Here is a 21,287-nt window from a genome sequence, read left to right on the forward strand (position 1 = left end):
CATGAATCGCAAGGGTGACAAATCGCTGATCGTTGGCCTGGACATCGGCACCTCCAAGGTGGTGGCGCTGGTGGGCGAGTACTCGCCGGGCAACCCGATCGAAGTGATCGGCATCGGCTCGCACGAATCGCGCGGCCTGAAGCGCGGTGTGGTGGTGGATATCGAATCGACCGTGCAGTCGATCCAGCGCGCGGTGGAAGAAGCCGAGCTGATGGCCGGCTGCGAGATCCGCTCGGTGTACGCCTCGATCTCCGGCAACCACGTGCAGTGCAAGAACTCGCCCGGCATCGTGCCGATCCGCGACGGCGAAGTGACCTGGGGCGACCTGGATCGCGTGCTGGACGCGGCCAAGGCGGTGGCGATTCCGGCCGACCAGAAGATCCTGCACGCCATTCCGCGCGAGTACGTGCTGGACGATTCGCAGGAAGGCATCCGCAACCCGGTCGGCATGACCGGCGTGCGCCTGGAAGTGCACGCGCACCTGGTGGTGTGCGCGCAGTCGGCCGCGGCCAACATCAGCAAGTGCGTGCAGCGCTGCGGCCTGCAGGTGGACGATCTGGTGCTGTCCTCGCTGGCCTCCAGCGTGGCGGTGCTGACTGCCGACGAGCGCGAGCTGGGCGTGGTGCTGGTCGACATGGGCGCCGGCACCACCGATATCGCAGTGTTCGTGCAGGGCGCGATCTGCCACACCGCCTCGCTGCCGATTGCCGGCGACCACGTGACCAACGACATCGCGCACATGCTGCGCACGCCCACGCCGGAAGCCGAGCAGATCAAGGTGCGCTACGCCTGCGCGCTGGCCCAGCTGGCCACCGCCGAGGAGAGCATCCAGGTGCCGTCGGTGGGTGACCGCCCGCCGCGCCGCATGCCGCGCCATTCGCTGGCGCAGGCGGTGCAGGGCCGTTACGAGGAGATCTTCGAAATGGTGCAGGCCGAACTGCGCCGCTCCGGCTTCGAGGAACTGGTGCGCGCCGGCATGGTGCTGACCGGCGGCGCTTCGAAGATGGAAGGCGTGGTCGAGCTGGCCGAGGAAATGCTGCAGATGCCGGTGCGCGTGGGCATCCCGCAGCACGTGACCGGCCTGGGCGAAGTGGTCGGCAACCCGGTGCACGCCACCGGCGTGGGCCTGCTGCTGATGGGCAGCCAGATCGAACACCCGCGTCGCCCGTCGCTGCCCACCGGGCGCGCCGGCAGCATGTTCAAGAAACTGAAGACCTGGTTCCGCGGCGAGTTCTGACGCGGCACCGGCACCACCCGGGTGACCCCCGGCAGCAACACCGGCAACACGACGCAACACCGGCAACACACAACCCACACAGCCGCAACGTCGGCATGCAGCAGGACGGCAGGACGCCCGAATGCCCATGCCAGCCAAAGCGGATACAACGAGGACACGGACATGGCGCATTTTGAACTGATCGAAAAGATGGCACCCAATGCGGTGATCAAGGTGGTTGGCGTGGGCGGCGGCGGCGGCAATGCCGTGGCGCACATGGTCAACTCGGCGGTGGACGGCGTGGAATTCATCACCGCCAACACCGACTCGCAGGCCATCAAGAATTGCGGTGCCAAGCTGCAGCTGCAGCTGGGTACCAACGTGACCAAGGGCCTGGGCGCAGGCGCGAACCCGGAAGTCGGCCGCCAGGCCGCGCTGGAAGACCGTGAGCGCATCATGGACGCGCTGCAGGGCGCGGACATGGTGTTCATCACTGCCGGCATGGGCGGCGGCACCGGCACCGGCGCTGCGCCGGTGGTGGCCCAGCTGGCCAAGGAAATGGGCATCCTGACCGTGGCCGTGGTCACCAAGCCGTTCCCGTTCGAAGGCCGTCGCCGCATGCAGGTGGCGCTGAAGGGCATCGAGGAACTGAGCCAGCACTGCGACTCGCTGATCACCATCCCGAACGAGAAGCTGATCACCGTACTGGGCCGCAACGCGACCATGATCCAGGCCTTCCGTGCCGCCAACGACGTGCTGCAGGGCGCCGTGCAGGGCATCGCCGACCTGATCGTGCGTCCGGGCCTGATCAACGTCGACTTCGCCGACGTGCGCACCGTCATGTCCGAAATGGGCCTGGCGATGATGGGTACCGGCACCGCCCGTGGCGATGACCGCGCCCAGGCCGCCGCTGAAGCCGCGATCCAGAACCCGCTGCTGGACGATGTGAACCTGGCCGGTGCCAACGGCATCCTGGTCAACATCACCGCCGGCGCCGACTTCACCATGGCCGAGTTCGACGAGATCGGCCGCACCATCGATGGCTTCGCTTCCGAAGACGCCACCGTGGTGGTCGGCACCGTGCTGGATCCGGACATGCAGGACGAAGTGCGCGTGACCGTGGTCGCCACCGGCCTGAACCGCGTCTCGGCCAGCAAGACCCAGCGTCCGGGCGAGCGTGCGCCGATCAAGCTGGTCCGCAACGCCACCACCGGCCAGCCGGAGTTCGGCGACTTCGACAACGGCGGCGACGCCGTGTCCAAGGCGGTGGGTGGCATGGGCCTGGGCCTGCGCCGTGCCAGCAGCGATACCGCGGCCGCTTCGACCCCGTCGGCGCCGGCCTCCTCGGCCCCGGCCGCGGCGGAACTGCCCAACGACTACCTGGACATCCCGGCGTTCCTGCGCCGCCAGGCGGACTGAGCGGAGTCGCCCGGGGCTTGTCCTCCCCGGGTTGCGCCACCATGTCCTGAAAACGCGGGCGCCGGGCCAGGATGGGCCCGGCCGCCCTGCTTGACGCGCGTCCCATCGGCGCGCCGGTGTGTCCTGCCTGCCTTTCAGCCAGGGTAGGGGACCGCGCGTGTTAATCTAATGTGTCACTTCCGGCCATCCCCCATGATCCAGCAACGCACCCTCAAGAACACGATCCGCGCCACCGGCGTTGGCCTGCACAGCGGCGACAAGGTCTACATGACCCTGCGCCCGGCACCGGTCAATCATGGCATCGTGTTCCGCCGCGTCGATCTGGACCCGGTGGTGGAAGTGCCGGCCAAGGCCGAGCTGGTCACCGAAGTGACCCTGTGCACCGGCCTGACCTGCAACGACGCCAAGATCCAGACCGTCGAACACCTGATGTCGGCGCTGGCCGGCCTGGGTGTGGACAACATCATCGTCGAACTGTCCTCGGCCGAGCTGCCGATCATGGACGGTTCGTCCGGCCCGTTCGTGTTCCTGCTGCAGTCGGCCGGCATCGTGGAACAGGATGCGCCCAAGCGCTTCATCCGCGTGCTCAAGACCGTGGAAGTGACCGAGGGCGACAAGGTGGCCCGCTTCACCCCGTACGAAGGCTACAAGCTGGGCTTCACCATCCAGTTCGACCACCCGATGATCCCGGCCAAGCAGTCGCGCCAGGAAATCGAGTTCTCCACGCTGGCCTACACCAAGGAAATCTCCCGCGCGCGCACCTTCGGTTTCATGCGCGACCTGGAGTACATGCGCGAGCGCAACCTGGGCCTGGGCGGTTCGATGGACAACGCGATCGTGCTGGACGAGTTCCGCGTACTCAACGAAGACGGCCTGCGCTACGCCGACGAATTCGTGCGCCACAAGATCCTCGACGCGATCGGTGACCTCTATCTGGCCGGTGGCCAGGTGCTGGGCGCCTATGAAGGCTTCAAGTCGGGCCACGCGCTCAACAACAAGCTGGTGCGGGCGCTGATGGCCGACGCCACGGCCTGGGAATGGGTCACCTTCGACTCGCCGGCCACGCCGGATCCGGTTGAGTACGCCACGCCGGCCTACGCCTGATCTGCGTAAATAATTGAATTAAAAAGAAAAACGCCGCCTTACAGGGCGGCGTTGTCGTTTCCGCGGCCGTTGCCGCATTCAGCGTGCTTGGCGATCGTCAAGCCGGGTTCGAGGTCACGATTTTGTGAACCTGTTGGATCGGAAGCCTGAATTTAACGTTGTTTTAACAACAATCTAACGACAGGGCCCCGGATGGCAGATAGGATGCGACCCGGCCCCCGAAATGTTTCACGCCGTGGTGACACGTGCGACGGGGAGCGGAGCCGGATGCTCCGTTGCCCTCAGGATCGCTTCTTCGGCTTCGAAGGAATGTCCTGCAGGCAAGCCAAGGCGTCGCGTAGCCCTTTGTGCGTGGCGGCTGAAACTGCGTGGGGGCCATTCCGGTTGTCGATCGCTGGGGAGCGTGAGGGAGTGGTGGACGCAGTCTTGATGGTCACCCTGGTGGCCTTCAGCCCGATGGAACGGGCCGCGTCGAGCAACTGGGCCTCGGCAAGCCGCAACTTGGCATGCCAGACCGGGGATTCGACGAGAAAAACGAGGTGTTCCCCGTCCACATTGGCCAGCCGGCAACGGCTGCGCAGAGGTGGCGGCAACTGGGGGCGCAACTGACGGTCCAGCGCGTCGAGCCACAAGGCACGCCGCAGCGGGTTCCCGCTTTTGTCCGCCATCACCGCATCCAGCGCCGGTTTCGGCACTGACGCGGGGCGAACGCTGGATTTCGGCTCAGACATGAAAACTCACTGATGGCATTCAAAAAGATCGTAATCAAAACGCGTGAAGGACAGGCCAAGGCGTCGCCGATCACGCGATTGCGGTTCTATTTCGAGGACCGCCCCCGCGCCCTGCTGGGCAGCGTGCTCGGGGTAGGCTGCATTATCGGCCTTGCCGGCGGCATTGGCGCCAGCGCGCTGAATGATTCGCGCCTGCAGGCCAAGGTCGAGCGCCAGGATGCGGAGCTGGCCAAGGTCAAGCGCGATGCGCAGACCCAGGTCAACGCATTGGCGGCCCGCCTCGGCGAGCTGCAGGCCCAGGCCACCCGCCTCAACGCCCTGGGCGAACGGCTGACCCAGATGGGCAAGCTGGAAGACGGCGAATTCGACTTCAACGAGACCCCCGGCCTCGGTGACGGCGATGCCGGCGGCCCGACCGCCGACATCCCGGTGAAGGACGTCAACGCCGACTTACAGGTGCTGGAGCAGCGCTTCGCTGCTTCAGGCCGCCAGCTGTCGGTGATGGAATCGCTGATGTTCGACCACCAGCTGCAGCAGAACGCCGTGCCCTCGCGCATGCCGATCCGCAACAGCTATGTGACCTCCGGTTTCGGCACCCGTGCCGACCCGTTCGGCCGCGGTGCCGCCACCCACAAGGGCATGGACTTCCACGCCAGGGTCGGTGACCCGGTGATGGCCGTGGCCGAGGGCGTGGTCAGCTTCGCCGGCGTGAAGGGCGGCTACGGCAACGTGGTCGACGTCGACCACGGCAATGGCTATGTCACCCGCTACGCGCACAATTCGCGCCTGGTGGTGAAGGTCGGCGATCTGGTCCGTGCTGGCCAGGAAGTGGCCAAGGCCGGTTCCACCGGCCGTTCGACCGGCGCCCACGTGCACTTCGAGGTGTGGGAAAACGGCAACGTGGTCAACCCGCGCAAGTTCCTCGGCGACGGCGGCAACACGCCGGTCGGGCGGATCAGCCGCGGCTGATCCCCGGCTTGGGGGCAACGCCGGGGTCAGGGCCCTTCCGCGCTGCGGAAGGGATCCGACCCGATGCGGTTGATCTGGTAGTGCCGGCCGCTGGCCGGCAACCTCATGATCTTCGGCAGCATCGCGGGTTGCCGGCCAGCGGCCGGCACTACCCAAAGCGGGGTTGAAACCTCAGCCGCCCGTCCCAAGCTACAATGGGTGTTGCCATCGACAGGGCGCCAGGCGCCCTGTTTCGTTTGCGGCGGACGGATCCCAAGGGGGAGGCCGGGCGTCGTGTCCATCCAACCCGGTTCCTTCAATGATCAACAGCCTGCTTACCCGCGTATTTGGCAGTCGTAACGAACGACAGCTGCGCCAGCTCAACCGCATCGTCGCCAAGATCAATGCGCTGGAGCCGGAGATCGAGAAGCTTTCCGACGAGCAGCTTCAGGCCAAGACGCCGGAGTTCAAGCAGCGCATTGCTGGCGGTGAAGCCCTGGACAAGGTGCTGCCCGAAGCCTTCGCGGTCTGCCGCGAAGCCGGCCGCCGCGTGCTGGGCATGCGCCACTACGACGTGCAGCTGATCGGTGGCATGGTGCTTCACCTGGGCAAGATCGCAGAAATGCGCACCGGTGAAGGCAAGACCCTGGTGGCGACCCTGCCGGTGTACCTCAACGCGCTGGAAGGCCAGGGCGTGCATGTGGTCACCGTCAACGACTACCTGGCCCGCCGCGACGCCGCGCAGATGGGCAAGCTGTACAACTGGCTGGGCCTGAGCGTGGGCGTGGTGTACCCGGGCATGCCGCACAGCGACAAGCGCGAAGCCTACGCCGCCGACATCACCTACGGCACCAACAACGAATTCGGTTTCGACTACCTGCGCGACAACATGGCGCTGTCCAAGGCCGACCGCTACCAGCGCGGCCTGCACTACGCCATCGTCGACGAAGTCGACTCGATCCTGATCGACGAAGCGCGTACCCCGCTGATCATCTCCGGCCCGGCCGACGATTCCCCGGAGCTGTACATCCGCGTCAACCGTGTCGTGCCGAACCTGGTCAAGCAGGAAGCCGAAGACGGCGAGGGCGATTTCTGGGTCGACGAGAAGGGCAAGCAGGTGCACCTGTCCGAAGCGGGCATGGAGCACGCCGAGCGCCTGCTGGTCGAGGCCGGCATCCTCAACGGCGAGACCGAGGGCCTGTACGCGGCGCAGAACCTGACCGTGGTCCACCACCTGAACGCCGCACTGCGCGCGCACGCCATCTACCAGCGTGATGTGGACTACATCGTGCGCGACGGCGAAGTGGTCATCGTCGATGAGTTCACCGGCCGCACCCTGTCCGGTCGTCGCTGGTCCGACGGCCTGCACCAGGCCGTGGAAGCGAAGGAAGGCGTGCCGGTGCAGCGTGAGAACCAGACGCTGGCCAGCATCACCTTCCAGAACCTGTTCCGCATGTACAAGAAGCTGTCCGGCATGACCGGTACGGCCGATACCGAAGCGTTCGAATTCCAGAGCATCTACGGCCTGGAAGTGGTGGTGATCCCGACCAACCGCCCGACCATCCGCAAGGACAGCCCGGACCAGGTGTTCCTCAACCGCAAGGGCAAGTTCAATGCGGTGCTGGCCGACATCGAAGAGTGCGCCAAGCGCGGCCAGCCGGTGCTGGTGGGTACCACCTCGATCGAAACCTCGGAAATGCTGTCCGAGCACCTGCGCAAGGCCGGTGTGAAGCACGAAGTGCTCAACGCCAAGCAGCATGACCGCGAAGCGACCATCGTGGCCAACGCCGGCCGTCCGGCGGCGGTGACCATCGCCACCAACATGGCCGGCCGTGGTACCGACATCGTGCTGGGCGGTTCGCTGGAAGCGGAAATCCACGAGCTGGGCGAAGGCGCGACCGACGAGCAGAAGGCCGCGATCAAGGCCGAATGGCAGAAGCGCCACGATGCAGTGAAGGCCGCCGGCGGCCTGCACATCGTCGGTACCGAACGCCACGAATCGCGCCGTATCGACAACCAGCTGCGTGGTCGTTCCGGCCGCCAGGGTGACCCGGGTTCGTCCCGCTTCTACCTGTCGCTGGAAGACAACCTGATGCGCATCTTCGCCTCCGACTGGGTGCAGAAGGCCATGCGCATGATGGGCATGAAGGAAGACGACGTCATCGAGGACCGCCTGGTCAGCCGTCAGATCGAGAAGGCGCAGCGCAAGGTGGAAGCGCACAACTTCGACATCCGCAAGAACCTGCTGGACTTCGACGACGTCAACAACGACCAGCGCAAGGTGATCTACGCCCAGCGTGACGAACTGCTGGACGCCGAATCGGTGAAGGACAACGTCGATGGCATCCGCGACGACGTGATCTTCGACATCGTGGCCCGCTTCGTGCCGCCCAATTCGATCGACGAGCAGTGGGACCTGCGCGGCCTGGAAGCGACCCTGGAGTCGGACTTCGGCCTGCAGATGTCGCTGACCGATCTGGTCAAGTCGCACGAGGAGCTGGACGCCGAAGCCATCGCGGTGAAGGTGCAGGAGCGCGTCAACCAGCACTTCGCCGAGAAGGAAGCCGGGCTGGGCGAAGAGACCATGCGCGCGCTGGAGAAGCACGTGATGCTGACCGTGCTGGACCAGAGCTGGAAGGAGCACCTGGCCCGCATGGATTACCTGCGCCAGGGCATCTACCTGCGCGGCTACGCACAGAAGCAGCCGAAGCAGGAGTACAAGAAGGAAGCCTTCGAGCTGTTCTCGGACATGCTGGAGAACGTCAAGCGTGAAGTGGTGACCCTGCTGGCCCGTGTGCGCATCCGCAGCGACGAGGAAGTGCAGGCGCTGGAAGCGGCCGAGCGCCAGCAGGTCGAAGCGCGCCTGAGCCAGTCGCAGTTCCAGCACCAGGATGCCGGTGGCTACAGCGCCGACGAGGAAGCCGCGCAGGTGCAGGCCGCGCAGCAGGGTGTGGCGCAGATGCAGCGCGACGAGCCCAAGATCGGCCGCAACGACCCGTGCCCGTGCGGCAGTGGCAAGAAGTACAAGCACTGCCACGGCCAGTTGAGCTGACCCCGGAAGGCCCCGCGAAAGCGGGGCCTTTTCTTTGTGCAGGACGATGCGACCTTCCGATGCGATTGCGCCGGTCGCCCTGTTCTGGGCATGCTCCCCCCATGCCTTCTCCCACCCGATCGATCCACGTCGTGGCCGCCGTCATCACCGACGCCCGTGGCCGTGTGCTGCTCAACCGCCGTACCGGCAACCGCGACATGGCCGGGCTGTGGGAATTTCCCGGCGGCAAGCGCGAGCCGGGCGAAACCTCCGAACAGGCACTGGTGCGTGAACTGCGCGAGGAACTGGGCATCGAGGCCGATGTCGGCGAGTGGCTGATGGATGTGCCACAGCGCTACCCCGACAAGCACCTGACCCTGGAAGTGCGCCACGTGCGCAGCTGGAAGGGTACGCCCCGCGGCCGCGAAGGGCAGGCGATCACCTGGGTGGCGCAGGACAAGCTGGGGCGCTATTCGATGCCGCCGGCCGACCTGCCAGTGGTCGCCGCGCTGCGCCAGCCCGACCGCTACCTGATTACCCCGGCGCCGGCGGACGCGGCCGATGGCGTACAACGCTGGCACGATCAACTGCAGCACGCCGTGGCGTCCGGCCAGCAGCGCATCCAGCTGCGCCTGCCGCCGGCCCATCCGCAGCGGCAGGCGATGCTTGAGCAGGCGCTGCGCACGCATCGGCGCAGTGGCGTGCAGTGGTTGCTCAACCGCGATATCGAACTGGCGCGTGCGCTGGGGGTGGGCGTGCATCTGGGCAGTGAACAGCTGCTGGCGCTGCCGCAGCGCCCATTGCCGGAAGGGCAGCTGGTGGCGGCGTCCTGCCACGACCTGCAACAGCTGCAGGCCGCACAGCAGCTGGGCTGTGACTTCGCGGTGCTCGGCCCGGTGCAGGCCACCGCCAGTCATCCCGAGGCCGTGCCGCTGGGGTGGGATGCCTTCGCCGAGCTGCGTGCACAGGTGTCACTGCCGATCTACGCGCTCGGTGGCATGGGCAGTGGCCACATCACCGAAGCGCGCCGCCATGGTGGGCAGGGCATCGCTGCCATCCGCGGGCTGTGGCCGGCGTAACGCCGCACGCGGGGTCGGATCCCTGTGCAGCAGGGCTCTGACCCCTGCCGATCACAAGGTGATCCAGAAACATCCGTATTGCCGCCGCAGGCCCAGCACGGTGGACGCCCGCGCCACGCTGCCCGGCAGCGTCTGCTCCAGGCGCAGGCCGACTGGATGCCGTGCCACTGGTGGCTCAGGGTCGGATCCCTGCGCAGCAGGGCTCTGACCCTCCTCCTGCAGGACGTCCTGATCCTGCCGCGGATACACCGGCACCACGTCCACCAGCGGCCGCCGCGCCAGTGATTCCAGCTGGCCCAGGATGCGCTGTGCACCCGCGTCCGACACCGCGCCCCACAGGTACAGCGAGGACAGCCGGTTCACATCGTTGCTGACGATACCGGTGCGCAGTGCGTCCACCAGCTCGCTCAGGCGCCGTGGGCAGCGCGCACCCAGGGTGTCGGGCGGGGCGGTGTTGCCAGTGGGTGCCGGCGGCGGCAGCCGTGACCGTGCACCCACGCTGTCACAGGGCCGGTCGGTGTAGACGCTCTGCCCCTGCGCATCGGTGCAGCGGTTCAGGCGCGGGGACTGCGCATGGGCAACAGGGGCCATCGACGACAGCAGCACCAGCACCAGCGGGAAGGACATCCGGATCATCGACGCAGGGTAGCGCCGATCGTGGCTGCGCGGCGTGCTTTCAGCCCTGCAGCAGTTTGAGCACTGACGTGGTCGGCTTGGCCAGGTTCAGGGTGTAGAAGTGCAGGCCAGGCGCGCCGCCTTCGATCAGGCGCTGGCACAGACGGGCCACCACCTCGGTGCCGAAGGCGCGCACCGATTCGGCGTCATCGCCGTAGGCCTGCATCTTGCGGCTGATCCAGCGCGGTATCTCCGCCCCGCACTGCTCGGAGAAGCGGCGCAGCTGACTGAAGTTGGCGATCGGCATGATGCCCGGTGTGATCGGTACCTGCACGCCGAGTCGGCGCACTTCATCGACGAAATGGAAGTAGGCATCCGGATTGAAGAAATACTGGGTGATCGCCGCGTCGGCGCCGGCATCGATCTTGGCCTTGAAGTGCTTCAGATCGGCCAGCGCATCGCTCGCCTGCGGGTGGGTCTCTGGATACGCGCCCACTTCGATGTGGAAGGCGTCACCGTGCTCGGCGCGGATGAAGGCGATCAGCTCGGAGGCATAGCGCATGTCACCGGGAAAGCCCATGCCCGAGGGCAGGTCGCCGCGCAGCGCGACCAGGCGCCGGCAGCCGATGGCGCGGTACAGCTTGAGCAGTTCGCGGATTTCCTGGCGGGTGCCGCCGACGCAGGACAGGTGCGGTGCGGCATCGAAACCGTGGTGCTGGTTGAGGTGGCGCACGGTCTCGGAGGTATAGCTCAGGGTCGAACCACCGGCGCCGAAGGTGCACGACACGTAGTCGGGGGCGTAGTCCTTCAGCCGGGTCGCGGCGCGGTCGAGCTGGCTGCGCTGTTCGTCGGTCTTGGGCGGATAGAACTCGAAGCTGATGGCGGTCATGGCACGGGCGGCGGCAGCGGGTGTGGATCAGTATATCGCTTCATCAAGATGGATGTGTGATAGCGGTGCGAGGGTAGGTCATCCGTGGCGCGCGACCGTTCGCCCTGCTGGCCGGCCGTTGCTCCGGAATCTCAACCGGGGGCGCTGCACCGGCAGCACGCTGTTCCCATCCCGGCACCACCCACCCGATGAAGGAGCAGACAATGAAGATCTTCCTGGCACTCTGGTACGCGATGAAGGCCCTGGCCCGGCTGGCGATGATCGGCATGGCGATGGCCGTGCTGGGCTCCGGCTCGGCGCATGCCGCCACCGACGCGGCGGCCGGCAAGGTGCAGGTCGAGGTGGTCGGCAAGGGCCGACCGCTGTTGATGATTCCCGGCCTCAACAGCAGCGCCGAGGTCTGGCGCGAAACCTGCCTGGCGCTGAAGGATGTGCAGTGCCACCTGGTGCAGCTGCCGGGCTTTGCCGGCGCCGCGCCCACCGATCCGCGCCCGGCCGAATTCCTGCCGGCGATGCGCGGGCAGCTGCTGGCCTACCTGCACGACCAGCACCTGGGCCCGGTGGTGGTGGTCGGCCACAGCCTCGGCGGCCTGCTGGGCCTGCAGATGGCGCAGGCCGAGCCGAAGGCGGTCAGCGCGCTGGTGGTGGTTGATGCATTGCCGTTCCTGCCGGCGGCGCGCGACCCGAACGCCACCGCAGACAGCGCGCGGCCGATGGCCGACCAGCTGCGCAGGGGCATGCTCGCCGCCGATGCCGAGCAATGGCAGGCGCAGCTGAAGGCGGGCCTGCCCGGCATGACCCGCGATCCGCAGCGCCAGGCCGAGCTGGGGCGCTGGGGTGAGAGCAGTGACCGCCAGACCACCGCCGACGCCATGCACGGGGTGATGACCACCGACCTGCGTGACAGCATCGCAGCGATCACTGCACCGACGCTGGTGCTGGGCAGCTGGGCCGGCTACCAGCCGATGGGCGGCACCGAGGGAAGCACCCGGGCCATATTCCAAGCCCAGTACGCCAAGCTGCAGGGCGTGCAGATCGCGATGAGCGCACAGGGGTTCCACTTCCTGATGTGGGATGATCCGCGCTGGCTGCAGGAGCAGCTGCGTCGCTTCCTGGCCGCGCATCCCTGATCGCTGCCCTTTTCCGCTCACAGCCCAGGTTCCGATGGACGCCACCACCTCATCCCGCCGCTTCTGGACGCTCAATGCGCTGGCCTGGGCCGGTTACGCGATGTACGGGCTGTGGGCCGGAATGCGGATCGGTGGCGGCGTGGTGTACAGCGGCATCGTGTTGATCACCGTCAGCGTGGCCGCCTGCCTGTGGCTGTGCAGCGGCATGCTGCGTGCGGTGGCACTGCGCCAGCGCTGGTGGGACGGCAGCCTGGGCCTGCTGATGCTGAAGCTGGCCGCCGGCGTGGTGCTCGGGGCCAGCGTCGCGCAGGCGGTCACGGCCGCACTGCTGCTGCCGGCACTGGCGCTGGGCTGGGTACAGCTGCCCGGCGGTCATGCCGATTACCAGTGGTCGTCGTTGCTGGTGTACTGGATGAACACCGCTCTGTTCCTGCTGATGTGGACCGGTCTGTGGGCCGGCCTGCACGGCCTGCGCCGGGCCCGCCACAGTGAGCTGGCCCGCCTGCGTGCCGAGGCCGAGCGCAGCGCACTGGAACGCGATGCACTGCGTGCACGGCTCAATCCACATTTCATGTTCAATGCGCTGAACAACCTGCGCGCGCTGATCCTGGAAGACCCCGAGCGCGCCCGCGACATGGTCACGCGCCTGTCGCGCACCCTGCGCCAGGCGCTGGCGCACAACCGCAGCGAGCAGGTCACCCTGGCCGAAGAACTGGCGGTGGTGGACGACTATCTGGCGATCGAGGCCATCCACTTCGAACAGCGCCTGCAGGTCGTTCGGCGCATCGATGATGACGCCCTGCAGGCGCAGTTGCCGGCGATGGCGTTGCAGCTGCTGGTGGAGAACGCGATCAAGCACGGCATCGGCAGCCGCCCCGGTGGTGGCGAGGTGCAGATCCGCGCCACGCTGGACGGCGATGTATTGCGCCTGCAGGTGGACAACCCGCTGGGCAGCGCCAGCGAGCCTGCCGACGGGCATGGCGTCGGCCTGGCCTACCTGCGTGCGCAGCTCGGTTCGCGTGGCCGTTTCACCCTGCAGCCGGTCGGCGACCGCATGCAGGCCCTGCTGGAGATTCCGCAATGAGTGGCGTACTGCGTGTGCTGATTGTCGATGACGCACGGCTGGCACGGCAGGAGCTGCGCACACTGCTGTCTGCGTTGCCGTGGGTGCAGTGCGTGGGCGAGGCCGACGATGTGCCCGCCGCGCGCGAGGCGATCCTGACGCTGGCGCCGGACCTGGTGCTGCTGGATGTGCAGATGCCTTCGGGCAGTGGATTCGACGTGCTGGACGGCCTGGAGACGGTGCCGGCGGTGGTGTTCGTCACCGCCTACGACACCTATGCCGTGCGCGCGTTCCAGGCCAATGCACTGGACTACCTGGTGAAGCCGGTGGAGGCGCCGCGGTTGCTGGAGGCGCTGAAGCGGGCACACCAGCGTGAGGCGGTGCAGGCCGAAGCGCCGGAGTCGCGCAGCACGCTGGGCGCGCAGGACCAGGTGTTCGTGCGCGAGGGAGAACGCTGCTGGTTCGTGGCGGTCTCCGAGATCCGCCGGCTGGTGGTGGATGGCAACTACACGCGGCTGTGGTTCCGCGACCAGAACGCCCTGCTGACCCGCAGCCTGAGCGCGCTGGAATCGCGCCTGCCGCAGGACCTGTTCTTCCGAGCCAACCGCAACACGCTGGTCAACCTGCGCCGCATTCGTGGCGTGACGCCCAGCATCGGTGATGGTTACGACCTGACGCTGGATGATGGCAGTGAGGTGGAAGTATCGCGGCGGCAGGCGCGGGAACTGCGCGAGCGGATGGCGTTGTAGGGCCGGCTACAGCTTGGCGCTGACCGGGCTGGACCGCCGGATGCGCTTCATGCCTCGGCTGGCTGCCCCCTCAAGCGGGCCGTCACCCCGCCACCGCCGTGCTGGATGACCAGTTCGAGCCCGTAGTGGCTGCACAGTCGTCGCATGATATCCAGGCCCAGGCCGTTGCCCTCGCTGCCATCACGCTTGTCGAATGGCCGCGGCTCGGGCCAGTTGCCAAGGAAGGGCGAAGTCCCTGCCGTGTTGTGCACCAGCAGCTGACCGTCCTGCCATGCAATCAGGACCTGTCCCTGCGCGGTATGCGCGAACGCATTGCCGACCAGATTGGCCAGGACTACGCGCAGGGCCGCCTCGGGCGCGCGCAACGTGGCCCCGTCGGGCACGGTCAGCCGTACCTCGACCGGCCGTGCAGCCAGCAACGGAGACTGCTCGATGATCACCCGTTCCAGCAGCGGCACAAGTTTGACCGGTGGAGCGCCGTGGCTGGCGGTTTCTTCGCGAGCCAGCGCCAGCAGCGCCGCAATGGCCTGCTGCAGCTGCAGTGCCGAAAGACGGATATGCTGCACATGCTGGCGGCCACGCTCGGACAGGCCCGACTCGCTGGCCAACTGGCCAGCCGCACTGGAGATGACGCTCAAGGGGGTGCGCAGTTCGTGGCTGGCATCGCGCGTGAACGCATGTTCGCGGGCAACGAAGGCAGCGATGCGTGCGGACAATCCATCCAGGGCGCGGGCGAGCACGCCAATCTCGTCGTCCTCGAAACGTGCTGCCAGGCGCGCGCCGGGGCCTGGTTCCGGCTGCAGCGCTTCAACCTCTTCGACCAGCGTGTAGAGCGAGCGTGTACTGCGATGGGCGAGCCAGATGCCGAGGACAATCGCCGCGATCAGGACCAGCAGTGCTGTGCCGGCAAGCAGCATCACGACCCGATCGCGGATCGGCCTGACCACTAGTTGCGCACTGACCTCAGACACAAGCCAGGCAGGGGGAGCGCCGGCCGGGGGATCGATCCGCTTGAGATGGTAGTGCCGGCCATCGACACCCGCGAACTCCGAGCGCCAGGGTTCCTTCGCGAACTCGCTGCGCAGATCGTCAGGGAAGGTAGAGGGTGAACGATGCAGCTGGATTGCGGCATCGGCAGGTGTCCGCCAGTCCCCTTCGTGTGCGTGCCGGGCGAGCTGAGCCTGTGCTTCACGGTCCAGTTGGGCGTTGAAGATGCTGTCTTCCACCACATACATGAACACCAGCGAGTAGGTACCGAACACCATGGCGGTGAACAGCGCGAAGGCTGTGAATGTGATCACCAGTCGACGGCGCAGGCGCAGGGTGGGCCGCGGCTTCATGGCGAAGCTTCCAGACGGAAGCCGACACCGTGGACGGTGCGCAGCATCTCGCCTTCGAACGGCCTGTCCAGTACCTGCCGCAACAGGTACAGATGCGAGCGCAGCGGATCGGAAGGAGGTGCTTCATCCCCCCACAGGCGTTGAACGAGCTCGCTGCGGGTGACGGTTCGCGGCCAGGCCTCGGCCAGTACGAGCAGGATGCGCTGCGGAACCTGTGCCAGCTCCAGCAGCAATCCCGCGCGCCAGGCCTGGCCGCTGCGGCGGTCGATGCTCAACGGTCCAATCTGCAGGAGGTTCGGCTGACCCACGCGATGGCGGCGGGCGAGGACGAGACAGCGGGCGAGCAGCTCGGCATCGTCGAAGGGCTTGACCAGATAGTCATCCGCGCCCGCAGCGAAGCCCTGCAGCTTGTCGTCGATCGCATCGCGTGCGGTCAGCATCAGGATGGGGACGTGTCGATCGCTGCACTGGCGCAACCGACGGCAGACCGCCGTACCATCGATGCCCGGCAACCCGATATCGAGCAACAGCACATCCGGTGGTGACGCCAGCGCCAACTGCAGCCCGACGTGTCCGTCAGCGGCGAAATCGACCAGATGGCCACGCGCCTGCAGCATGTCGATGATGGCCGAGGCCAACGGCAGGTTGTCTTCAATCAACAGCAGGCGCAGGCGCTCGGCGTCCATGGTCAGGGCTGCATGCGGGCCAGGAGAGCGCTAGCTTCGTCCAGACCAGGCTGCTTTTCCAGCACAGCCAGTACTTGCGAACGGGCCAGATCGGTCCGGCCCAGGCGCCAGTGCGCTTCTGCCATCGCGACCTGCAGCCTTGGCTCGTCCATATACGGGCTGGCCAGCTGCATGATGGACAGCGCGTCGGCGATCGCAGTGGCGTCCTTTGCCGCTTTCAGCTGGTAGAAGCCCAGCATGCCGATCAGCTCGACGTGATGGTCGGACGGGCGCTGCGCCAGTATTCGCGCCGCCTGCCCATCGCGCTGCTGCAGGTGCTGCTCCACCAGCGCCATGCTGCGTTCATCGCGCCATGCCTGGCGTGCCAGCGGCACACGCCCGCTGGCGCGCACGAAGGCATCAGCCAGTGCGGCGGTCGAGAACGGGTTCTGACCGGTCAGCAGGCGTCCATCAACTACGATCTTGGGCATCATCAGCGGTGCCTCCTGCCAGCGTGCGCCCAGCTCGCGCATGCGCGGTTCGAGCTGGAACGCGAATTCCTTCGCCCAACGTTTGCCGAACAGTGCTTCTTCCTCTTCCGTGAATCCGGTCATGGCGCGGCCTTCCACCATGGCCCGGCCATCGGGAAGGCGAACACCTGCCAGTGCGGCCGGACCATGGCATACCGCCGCGACCAGTCCACCCTGCTGCCAGATTCCGGCAATCGTGGCATGCAGGGCCTTGTCGGCCGGAAGGTCGAACATGGCACCCTTGCCGCCGATCACCAGGACGCCCTGGTAGTCGCTGGCACGCAATTGTGCAGTGGGCAGCGTCGCGGCAAGCTTGCCCATGGCCTGGGAATCGGCAAGGACGGCTGCGTTGAAGGCCTCGGTGGGGTTGTACTTGTCAGCCTCGACGGCGCCGCCACGCGGACTCGCCACATCGATGTCGAAGCCGTTCTGCTTGAGGATGAGCCAGGCCTGGGCGAATTCGTCCATCTCGAAGCCCGGACGGGTCTTCCCCTGGTCCCTGCCTTCGCTGCTGACGACGAGCAGCACCCGTGATGGTGCGGCAGACGCGGAAGATGGGGTCATGGCAGGGAGGAGAAGGACGGTCAGAAGGCTGAACAGCAGGGGGAGGCGGAAGCGGTTCATGCAGGACTCTCCGGGATATGTGCGTGCACTGTGGCCGGCAAATGTGAAGCAGACTTCAAGCGCGTCGACCGTTACCCTGAGGGCCTGTTCCCGTTCGTGCATGCCATGTCCATCGTCCTCACCGATTTCGCCCGCCCCCGCCTGTTTCCGCGCGTGCCGCGCGGCAACACCATCCAGGACTGCACTGCCGAGCAGTTCGAAGCCCACCTCAATGCGCATGCACCGCTGAAGGTGCTCGATGGCTACGCGCCGTTCTGCAAGCTGTTCGTCTATGAGAACTGGACCAGCACGCGCTGCCTGACCGTGCCGGTGACCGAGGCCAACCGTCACCTGCTGCGCAGCGGTTACGAGGCGCGCAACCGTGAAGAACTGCCGGTGCTGGTGCGCTGGTTCGAAGGCGTGGAATCGCCGCGTGCGAACTACCTGGTGGTGATCCTGTACAGCGCCGAACAGCTGGCCAGGGAAGGTTCGCCGATCGAAGCCGACTGGGGCATCGTCGGCTGCATCTATACCGCCGAGCCGGAAGAGGTGCCGATGGCGCCGATCACGATGATGCGCAATGCGCTGGGTGTGGAGGAGGGTGGTTCCGGCGTGCCGCTGGACCGCGAGGCCTACCAGCGTGCGGTGGCGTTCTGGGAGCACAACGCCAACTGGCGGCCATAGGCGGCCCGGGTCGGACCCCCGCACTGCGGGGCCCTGACCCGATCATCCGATCCCATGCGCCCGCTATGATCGGGGCCAGGCAAACCGACCAGGGATGGGGTATGGATATCTGGATGAAGATGATTCCGGTGGTGCTGGCAGGGCTGTTGCCCGCTGCCACGGTGTTGGCGGCGAAGCCCTCTGCTGACACCGCGTGTGCTCCACTGGCCACAGTTTCCGGACTTCGCGATGCGAACGTGACTGCATTGTCGATGCAGCCCCGGGACGGTCGCTGCGTGGTCGAGGTGACGGCGAGCGACGGCTAGGGGCTGCTTCGGCAGCGACAGATGCTGGAGGTGCTGGTGCAGCATGCCTGCGCAGCACCTGCGGAGGTGACGGTAGACAGCCTGCGGCCATCACTGATGCTGCGTACACCGAAGCGATGTGCCGCGCGCAGCAGCCGGGATCTGTTCGCGGGCGACGAGACGGCCTGGATGCCACCCCGCGGTGTGTCGCCGCGCTACCCGAGGCAGGCCATGCAGGAAGGGCTTTCCGGTCGCAGTCTGCTCAAGGCCGTGGTGGATGCGCAGGGCGCCGTCGTTGCAGTGATTGTCGAAAGATCCAGCGGTCATGCGGTGCTGGATGAAGCGGCGGTTGAGGAACTGCGTGGTTGGCGCTTCACCCGCACCGACGCGAAGAGTGCAGTGCCGGAATTGAGCATCGTGCGCGTACCGATGCGGTATGAGTTGGTGGAGTGACCGCCATCCACGCATGGCGTGGATCTACGGGGCAATGCCATCCACGTGTGACGTGGAAGTGCGGACCGCAGTAGAGCCACGCCATGCGTGGCTGCATCCGGTCAGGCGGTTTTCCATTCCCACCACGGATAATGGTACTCGCGGTCGATTGCCTGCCAGCGTTGGCCGCAGTGTGCACAGGCGACCGTGTGGCAATCGCCCGAGCCATCCTCGGCCTCCTGCAACGAGAGCAGCTGCATCTGCCCTTGTTCGATCAGAAGACGCGGATCGAAGAACGGGTAGCTTGCATTGAGCGTGCACAGGCAGCCTTCGCGCGTTCGCCAGTGGCGCAACCGAAGCAGCGCCGCTTTCAGGTGCGCCTGGTTGCTGATCAGCATGCCGCCGAGCGCGATGCCCTGGCAGCGCTGTTCGATCAGGTCTGCATGCGTGGCCAATGCATCCAGCGAGGACGTGGTGAACAGCCGTGCGACCGTGCGTGCAGCGTCGGTGATGCGCTTGCCATCGCGTGACAGCAGGTCCTGCAGCAGGACATCGGCCTGAGCGTCCTCAAGCCGGGGCGACGGCGCTGCGGACCACGGCCAGCGCATCAACGTGACTTGCCGATCGCCGCGTAATGGCCGGCGGTCAGCCGCAGCAGGTCGGCCGGTGCCAGTTCCACTTCCAGGCCACGGCGTCCGGCGCTGACGTGCAGCGCGGGTAGCGCTTCGGCACTGGCATCCAGGAAGGTGCGCAGGTGCTTCTTCTGCCCGAGTGGGCTGATGCCACCGACCAGGTAGCCGGTGGCGCGCTGCGCGGCATCGGCAGCGGCCATCTCGCACTTCTTGCAGCCGGCCGCTTCGGCCAATGCCTTCAGGTCCAGCTGGCCGGCCACCGGCACGATCGCCACCAGCAGTTCGTGTGCCTCGGTGCTGGCCAGCAGGGTCTTGAACACCTGGGCCGGGTCCAGGCCAAGCTTGTCGACGGCTTCGCCACCATAGGATTCGGCGTGGGCGTCGTGCACGTAGCTGCGCACGGTGTGGGCGATCTTCTCGCGCTTGAGCAGGTTGATGGCCGGGGTCATGGACGCATCGTAGCGTGTGGGAAATGGATTGCCTTGACCGAGGCTATTGCGGGTGGATGCGTGATGTACGGCCACACGCAAACGCAGAACGGGCGCCCGAAGGCGCCCGTTCTGTCCGAACCGTTGCCGGGGTCAGAGCCCTTTCCTGCGGAAAGGGATCCGACCCCGGTCGCGCGGGTAGTGCCGGCCGCTGGCCGACCCCGCGCACGGCATCAGTAGCGGTAGTGGTCCGGCTTGAACGGGCCTTCCACCGGCACGCCGATGTAGTCGGCCTGTTCCTGGCTCAGGGTGGTCAGCTTCACGCCGATCTTCTCCAGGTGCAGGCGCGCGACTTCTTCGTCCAGCTTCTTCGGCAGCAGGTAGACCTTCTTCTCGTAGCTGTCCTTGTTCGCCCACAGGTCGATCTGGGCCAGGGTCTGGTTGGCGAACGAGTTGGACATGACGAAGCTCGGGTGGCCGGTGGCGCAGCCCAGGTTCACCAGGCGGCCTTCGGCCAGCAGGAAGATCGCGTTGCCGTTCGGGAAGACGTACTTGTCCACCTGCGGCTTGATGTTGACGTGCTTGATGCCGGCGAAGGACACCAGCGCATCGACCTGGATCTCGTTGTCGAAGTGGCCGATGTTGCAGACGATGGCCTGGTCCTTCATCGCGCTCAGGTGCTCGATGCGGATGATGTCCTTGTTGCCGGTGGTGGTGACGTACAGGTCGGCACGGCCCAGGGTCGATTCGATGGTGTTGACTTCATAGCCTTCCATCGCCGCCTGCAGGGCGCAGATCGGGTCGATCTCGGTGACGATCACGCGTGCACCGTAGGCACGCAGCGAGGCAGCGCAGCCCTTGCCGACGTCGCCGTAACCGCAGACCACGGCCACCTTGCCGGCCAGCATCACGTCCATCGCGCGCTTCAGGCCATCGGCCAGCGACTCGCGGCAGCCGTACAGGTTGTCGAACTTGCTCTTGGTGACCGAGTCGTTGACGTTGATCGCCGGGATCAGCAGGGTGCCGGCCTGGGCCAGCTGGTAGAGGCGGTGCACGCCGGTGGTGGTCTCTTCGGAGACGCCCTTCCAGTCCTTGACCACGCGGCCCCAGTAACCCGGACGTTCCTTGGCCACGCGCTTGAGCAGGTTCTTGATGACCTGTTCTTCGTGCGAGGACGAGGCGGTGTTGACCCAGTCGCTGCCGTTTTCCAGCTCGTAGCCCTTGTGGATCAGCAGGGTGACGTCACCGCCGTCGTCGACCACCAGCTCCGGGCCGGTCAGGGTGCCGTCGGCCAGGGTGAAGGTCAGCGCGTCCAGGGTGCAGTCCCAGTACTCTTCCAGGGTCTCGCCCTTCCAGGCGAACACCGGGGTGCCGGTGGCGGCGATGGCCGCAGCGGCGTGGTCCTGGGTGGAGAAGATGTTGCACGAGGCCCAGCGCACGTCGGCGCCGATGTCCTTCAGGGTCTCGATCAGCACCGCGGTCTGGATGGTCATGTGCAGCGAGCCGGTCACGCGCACGCCCTTCAGCGGCAGCTCGGCCTGGTACTTGCGGCGGATCGACATCAGGCCCGGCATTTCATGCTCGGCGATGTCCAGTTCCTTGCGGCCCCAGTCGGCCAGGGTGATATCGCGGATCTTGTAGTCGCCTTCGGTGGAGAAGGTCTTGGCAACAGCGTTCATGCAGTAGCTCCGGTTGTGGGCGAGCGGGTGCTCGCA

Annotated in this window: 21 protein-coding genes; 12 read left to right on the top strand and 9 right to left on the bottom strand. The window is 66.5% G+C overall.

The genetic code is table 11. The annotated features are described in order from the left end of the window. The first annotated feature begins 1 nt into the window (after position 1). The 3 genes from ftsA to lpxC all read left to right on the top strand — a co-directional run bounded on the left by ftsA (position 2) and on the right by lpxC (position 3,739). Positions 2 to 1,237, top strand: coding sequence for a cell division protein FtsA (gene ftsA, locus C9412_RS00325; protein WP_005408083.1), 1,236 nt, complete (start codon positions 2 to 4; stop codon positions 1,235 to 1,237). A gap of 162 nt (positions 1,238 to 1,399) precedes the next feature. Next, positions 1,400 to 2,635, top strand: coding sequence for a cell division protein FtsZ (gene ftsZ, locus C9412_RS00330; protein ID WP_107229858.1), 1,236 nt, complete (start codon positions 1,400 to 1,402; stop codon positions 2,633 to 2,635). 192 nt (positions 2,636 to 2,827) lie between these two features. After that, the gene (gene lpxC, locus C9412_RS00335) at positions 2,828 to 3,739 is read left to right on the top strand and encodes a UDP-3-O-acyl-N-acetylglucosamine deacetylase (protein WP_107229859.1); all 912 of its coding nucleotides are present in this window, start codon (positions 2,828 to 2,830) and stop codon (positions 3,737 to 3,739) included. A gap of 281 nt (positions 3,740 to 4,020) precedes the next feature. Here the strand turns inward: lpxC and C9412_RS00340 are convergent, their stop codons facing one another. Further along, entirely contained in the window at positions 4,021 to 4,470 is a 450-nt protein-coding gene (locus C9412_RS00340; RefSeq protein ID WP_014035989.1) for a DUF721 domain-containing protein, read from the bottom strand. A 12-nt stretch (positions 4,471 to 4,482) separates the two neighbouring features. On the opposite strand from C9412_RS00340, the gene C9412_RS00345 reads away from it, so the two are divergent. The 3 genes from C9412_RS00345 to C9412_RS00360 all read left to right on the top strand — a co-directional run bounded on the left by C9412_RS00345 (position 4,483) and on the right by C9412_RS00360 (position 9,528). After that, on the top strand, positions 4,483 to 5,439 hold the full coding sequence (locus C9412_RS00345) for a M23 family metallopeptidase (protein ID WP_107229860.1): 957 nt from the start codon (positions 4,483 to 4,485) through the stop codon (positions 5,437 to 5,439). A gap of 298 nt (positions 5,440 to 5,737) precedes the next feature. Further along, positions 5,738 to 8,470: a preprotein translocase subunit SecA gene (gene secA, locus C9412_RS00355; RefSeq protein WP_107229862.1), complete on the top strand. Its 2,733-nt coding sequence runs from the start codon at positions 5,738 to 5,740 to the stop codon at positions 8,468 to 8,470. Between the two features lie 101 nt (positions 8,471 to 8,571). Continuing rightward, entirely contained in the window at positions 8,572 to 9,528 is a 957-nt protein-coding gene (locus tag C9412_RS00360) for a Nudix family hydrolase (RefSeq protein ID WP_107229863.1), read from the top strand. Positions 9,529 to 9,579: 51 nt separating this feature from the next. On the opposite strand, the gene C9412_RS00365 is transcribed toward C9412_RS00360, so the two are convergent. Together C9412_RS00365 and metF are read right to left on the bottom strand one after the other, a co-directional pair. Next, positions 9,580 to 10,164, bottom strand: coding sequence for a DUF4124 domain-containing protein (locus C9412_RS00365; protein WP_107229864.1), 585 nt, complete (start codon positions 10,162 to 10,164; stop codon positions 9,580 to 9,582). A 40-nt stretch (positions 10,165 to 10,204) separates the two neighbouring features. Then, positions 10,205 to 11,032 carry a methylenetetrahydrofolate reductase [NAD(P)H] gene (gene metF, locus C9412_RS00370; protein ID WP_107229865.1) on the bottom strand — a complete coding sequence of 276 codons (828 nt, stop codon included), beginning with the start codon at positions 11,030 to 11,032 and terminating at the stop codon, positions 10,205 to 10,207. Between the two features lie 203 nt (positions 11,033 to 11,235). On the opposite strand from metF, the gene C9412_RS00375 reads away from it, so the two are divergent. Genes C9412_RS00375 through C9412_RS00385 form a run of 3 tightly spaced genes read left to right on the top strand, consistent with a single transcriptional unit; the run spans position 11,236 to position 13,974 of the window. Then, complete coding sequence (locus C9412_RS00375) at positions 11,236 to 12,162, top strand: alpha/beta hydrolase (protein WP_107229866.1); 927 nt, start codon at positions 11,236 to 11,238, stop codon at positions 12,160 to 12,162. A gap of 34 nt (positions 12,163 to 12,196) precedes the next feature. Beyond that, positions 12,197 to 13,246 carry a histidine kinase gene (locus tag C9412_RS00380; RefSeq protein ID WP_107229867.1) on the top strand — a complete coding sequence of 350 codons (1,050 nt, stop codon included), beginning with the start codon at positions 12,197 to 12,199 and terminating at the stop codon, positions 13,244 to 13,246. Further along, positions 13,243 to 13,974, top strand: coding sequence for a LytTR family DNA-binding domain-containing protein (locus C9412_RS00385; protein WP_107229868.1), 732 nt, complete (start codon positions 13,243 to 13,245; stop codon positions 13,972 to 13,974). Before C9412_RS00380 ends, C9412_RS00385 begins: the two co-directional genes overlap by 4 nt. Positions 13,975 to 14,021: 47 nt before the next feature. Here C9412_RS00385 and C9412_RS00390 read toward each other — a convergent pair whose 3' ends face one another. Genes C9412_RS00390 through C9412_RS00400 form a run of 3 tightly spaced genes read right to left on the bottom strand, consistent with a single transcriptional unit; the run spans position 14,022 to position 17,133 of the window. After that, the gene (locus C9412_RS00390; protein ID WP_107229869.1) at positions 14,022 to 15,314 is read right to left on the bottom strand and encodes a HAMP domain-containing sensor histidine kinase; all 1,293 of its coding nucleotides are present in this window, start codon (positions 15,312 to 15,314) and stop codon (positions 14,022 to 14,024) included. After that, positions 15,311 to 16,000, bottom strand: a complete 690-nt coding sequence (locus C9412_RS00395) for a response regulator transcription factor (RefSeq protein WP_107229870.1) — start codon at positions 15,998 to 16,000, stop codon at positions 15,311 to 15,313. The genes C9412_RS00390 and C9412_RS00395 overlap by 4 nt, the downstream gene beginning before the upstream one ends. A 2-nt stretch (positions 16,001 to 16,002) precedes the next feature. Continuing rightward, positions 16,003 to 17,133, bottom strand: a complete 1,131-nt coding sequence (locus C9412_RS00400; RefSeq protein ID WP_107229871.1) for a type 1 glutamine amidotransferase domain-containing protein — start codon at positions 17,131 to 17,133, stop codon at positions 16,003 to 16,005. 105 nt (positions 17,134 to 17,238) lie between these two features. Between C9412_RS00400 and C9412_RS00405 the strand changes: the two genes are divergently transcribed. From C9412_RS00405 to C9412_RS20800, 3 genes are all read left to right on the top strand, one after another. Next, complete coding sequence (locus C9412_RS00405; protein WP_107230406.1) at positions 17,239 to 17,796, top strand: DUF3228 family protein; 558 nt, start codon at positions 17,239 to 17,241, stop codon at positions 17,794 to 17,796. 113 nt (positions 17,797 to 17,909) lie between these two features. Further along, positions 17,910 to 18,101, top strand: coding sequence for a hypothetical protein (locus C9412_RS20795; RefSeq protein WP_258189900.1), 192 nt, complete (start codon positions 17,910 to 17,912; stop codon positions 18,099 to 18,101). Positions 18,102 to 18,122: 21 nt separating this feature from the next. Continuing rightward, positions 18,123 to 18,533 carry an energy transducer TonB gene (locus C9412_RS20800; RefSeq protein ID WP_258189901.1) on the top strand — a complete coding sequence of 137 codons (411 nt, stop codon included), beginning with the start codon at positions 18,123 to 18,125 and terminating at the stop codon, positions 18,531 to 18,533. Positions 18,534 to 18,634: 101 nt separating this feature from the next. Here the strand turns inward: C9412_RS20800 and C9412_RS00415 are convergent, their stop codons facing one another. From C9412_RS00415 to ahcY, 3 genes are all read right to left on the bottom strand, one after another. Then, positions 18,635 to 19,120 (bottom strand): hypothetical protein, encoded by a 486-nt coding sequence (locus C9412_RS00415; RefSeq protein ID WP_107229872.1) that lies wholly within the window; start codon positions 19,118 to 19,120, stop codon positions 18,635 to 18,637. Then, positions 19,120 to 19,593 carry a Cys-tRNA(Pro) deacylase gene (gene ybaK, locus C9412_RS00420; protein WP_107229873.1) on the bottom strand — a complete coding sequence of 158 codons (474 nt, stop codon included), beginning with the start codon at positions 19,591 to 19,593 and terminating at the stop codon, positions 19,120 to 19,122. Before ybaK ends, C9412_RS00415 begins: the two co-directional genes overlap by 1 nt. Positions 19,594 to 19,805: 212 nt before the next feature. Beyond that, a complete protein-coding gene (gene ahcY, locus C9412_RS00425; RefSeq protein ID WP_107229874.1) occupies positions 19,806 to 21,251 on the bottom strand; it encodes an adenosylhomocysteinase in 1,446 nt (481 codons plus the stop codon). Between the last annotated feature and the right edge of the window lie 36 nt (positions 21,252 to 21,287).

It is taken from the genome of Stenotrophomonas sp. Nf1 (assembly GCF_003028475.1).
Classification (GTDB): Bacteria; Pseudomonadota; Gammaproteobacteria; order Xanthomonadales; family Xanthomonadaceae; genus Stenotrophomonas.

Coding starts and splice junctions, on each gene's coding strand:
- ftsA (WP_005408083.1), top strand. CDS start 2: ATGAATCGCAAGGGTGACAAATCGCTGATCGTTGGCCTGGACATCGGC.
- ftsZ (WP_107229858.1), top strand. CDS start 1,400: ATGGCGCATTTTGAACTGATCGAAAAGATGGCACCCAATGCGGTGATC.
- lpxC (WP_107229859.1), top strand. CDS start 2,828: ATGATCCAGCAACGCACCCTCAAGAACACGATCCGCGCCACCGGCGTT.
- C9412_RS00340 (WP_014035989.1), bottom strand. CDS start 4,470: ATGTCTGAGCCGAAATCCAGCGTTCGCCCCGCGTCAGTGCCGAAACCG.
- C9412_RS00345 (WP_107229860.1), top strand. CDS start 4,483: ATGGCATTCAAAAAGATCGTAATCAAAACGCGTGAAGGACAGGCCAAG.
- secA (WP_107229862.1), top strand. CDS start 5,738: ATGATCAACAGCCTGCTTACCCGCGTATTTGGCAGTCGTAACGAACGA.
- C9412_RS00360 (WP_107229863.1), top strand. CDS start 8,572: ATGCCTTCTCCCACCCGATCGATCCACGTCGTGGCCGCCGTCATCACC.
- C9412_RS00365 (WP_107229864.1), bottom strand. CDS start 10,164: ATGATCCGGATGTCCTTCCCGCTGGTGCTGGTGCTGCTGTCGTCGATG.
- metF (WP_107229865.1), bottom strand. CDS start 11,032: ATGACCGCCATCAGCTTCGAGTTCTATCCGCCCAAGACCGACGAACAG.
- C9412_RS00375 (WP_107229866.1), top strand. CDS start 11,236: ATGAAGATCTTCCTGGCACTCTGGTACGCGATGAAGGCCCTGGCCCGG.
- C9412_RS00380 (WP_107229867.1), top strand. CDS start 12,197: ATGGACGCCACCACCTCATCCCGCCGCTTCTGGACGCTCAATGCGCTG.
- C9412_RS00385 (WP_107229868.1), top strand. CDS start 13,243: ATGAGTGGCGTACTGCGTGTGCTGATTGTCGATGACGCACGGCTGGCA.
- C9412_RS00390 (WP_107229869.1), bottom strand. CDS start 15,314: ATGAAGCCGCGGCCCACCCTGCGCCTGCGCCGTCGACTGGTGATCACA.
- C9412_RS00395 (WP_107229870.1), bottom strand. CDS start 16,000: ATGGACGCCGAGCGCCTGCGCCTGCTGTTGATTGAAGACAACCTGCCG.
- C9412_RS00400 (WP_107229871.1), bottom strand. CDS start 17,133: ATGAACCGCTTCCGCCTCCCCCTGCTGTTCAGCCTTCTGACCGTCCTT.
- C9412_RS00405 (WP_107230406.1), top strand. CDS start 17,239: ATGTCCATCGTCCTCACCGATTTCGCCCGCCCCCGCCTGTTTCCGCGC.
- C9412_RS20795 (WP_258189900.1), top strand. CDS start 17,910: ATGAAGATGATTCCGGTGGTGCTGGCAGGGCTGTTGCCCGCTGCCACG.
- C9412_RS20800 (WP_258189901.1), top strand. CDS start 18,123: ATGCTGGAGGTGCTGGTGCAGCATGCCTGCGCAGCACCTGCGGAGGTG.
- C9412_RS00415 (WP_107229872.1), bottom strand. CDS start 19,120: ATGCGCTGGCCGTGGTCCGCAGCGCCGTCGCCCCGGCTTGAGGACGCT.
- ybaK (WP_107229873.1), bottom strand. CDS start 19,593: ATGACCCCGGCCATCAACCTGCTCAAGCGCGAGAAGATCGCCCACACC.
- ahcY (WP_107229874.1), bottom strand. CDS start 21,251: ATGAACGCTGTTGCCAAGACCTTCTCCACCGAAGGCGACTACAAGATC.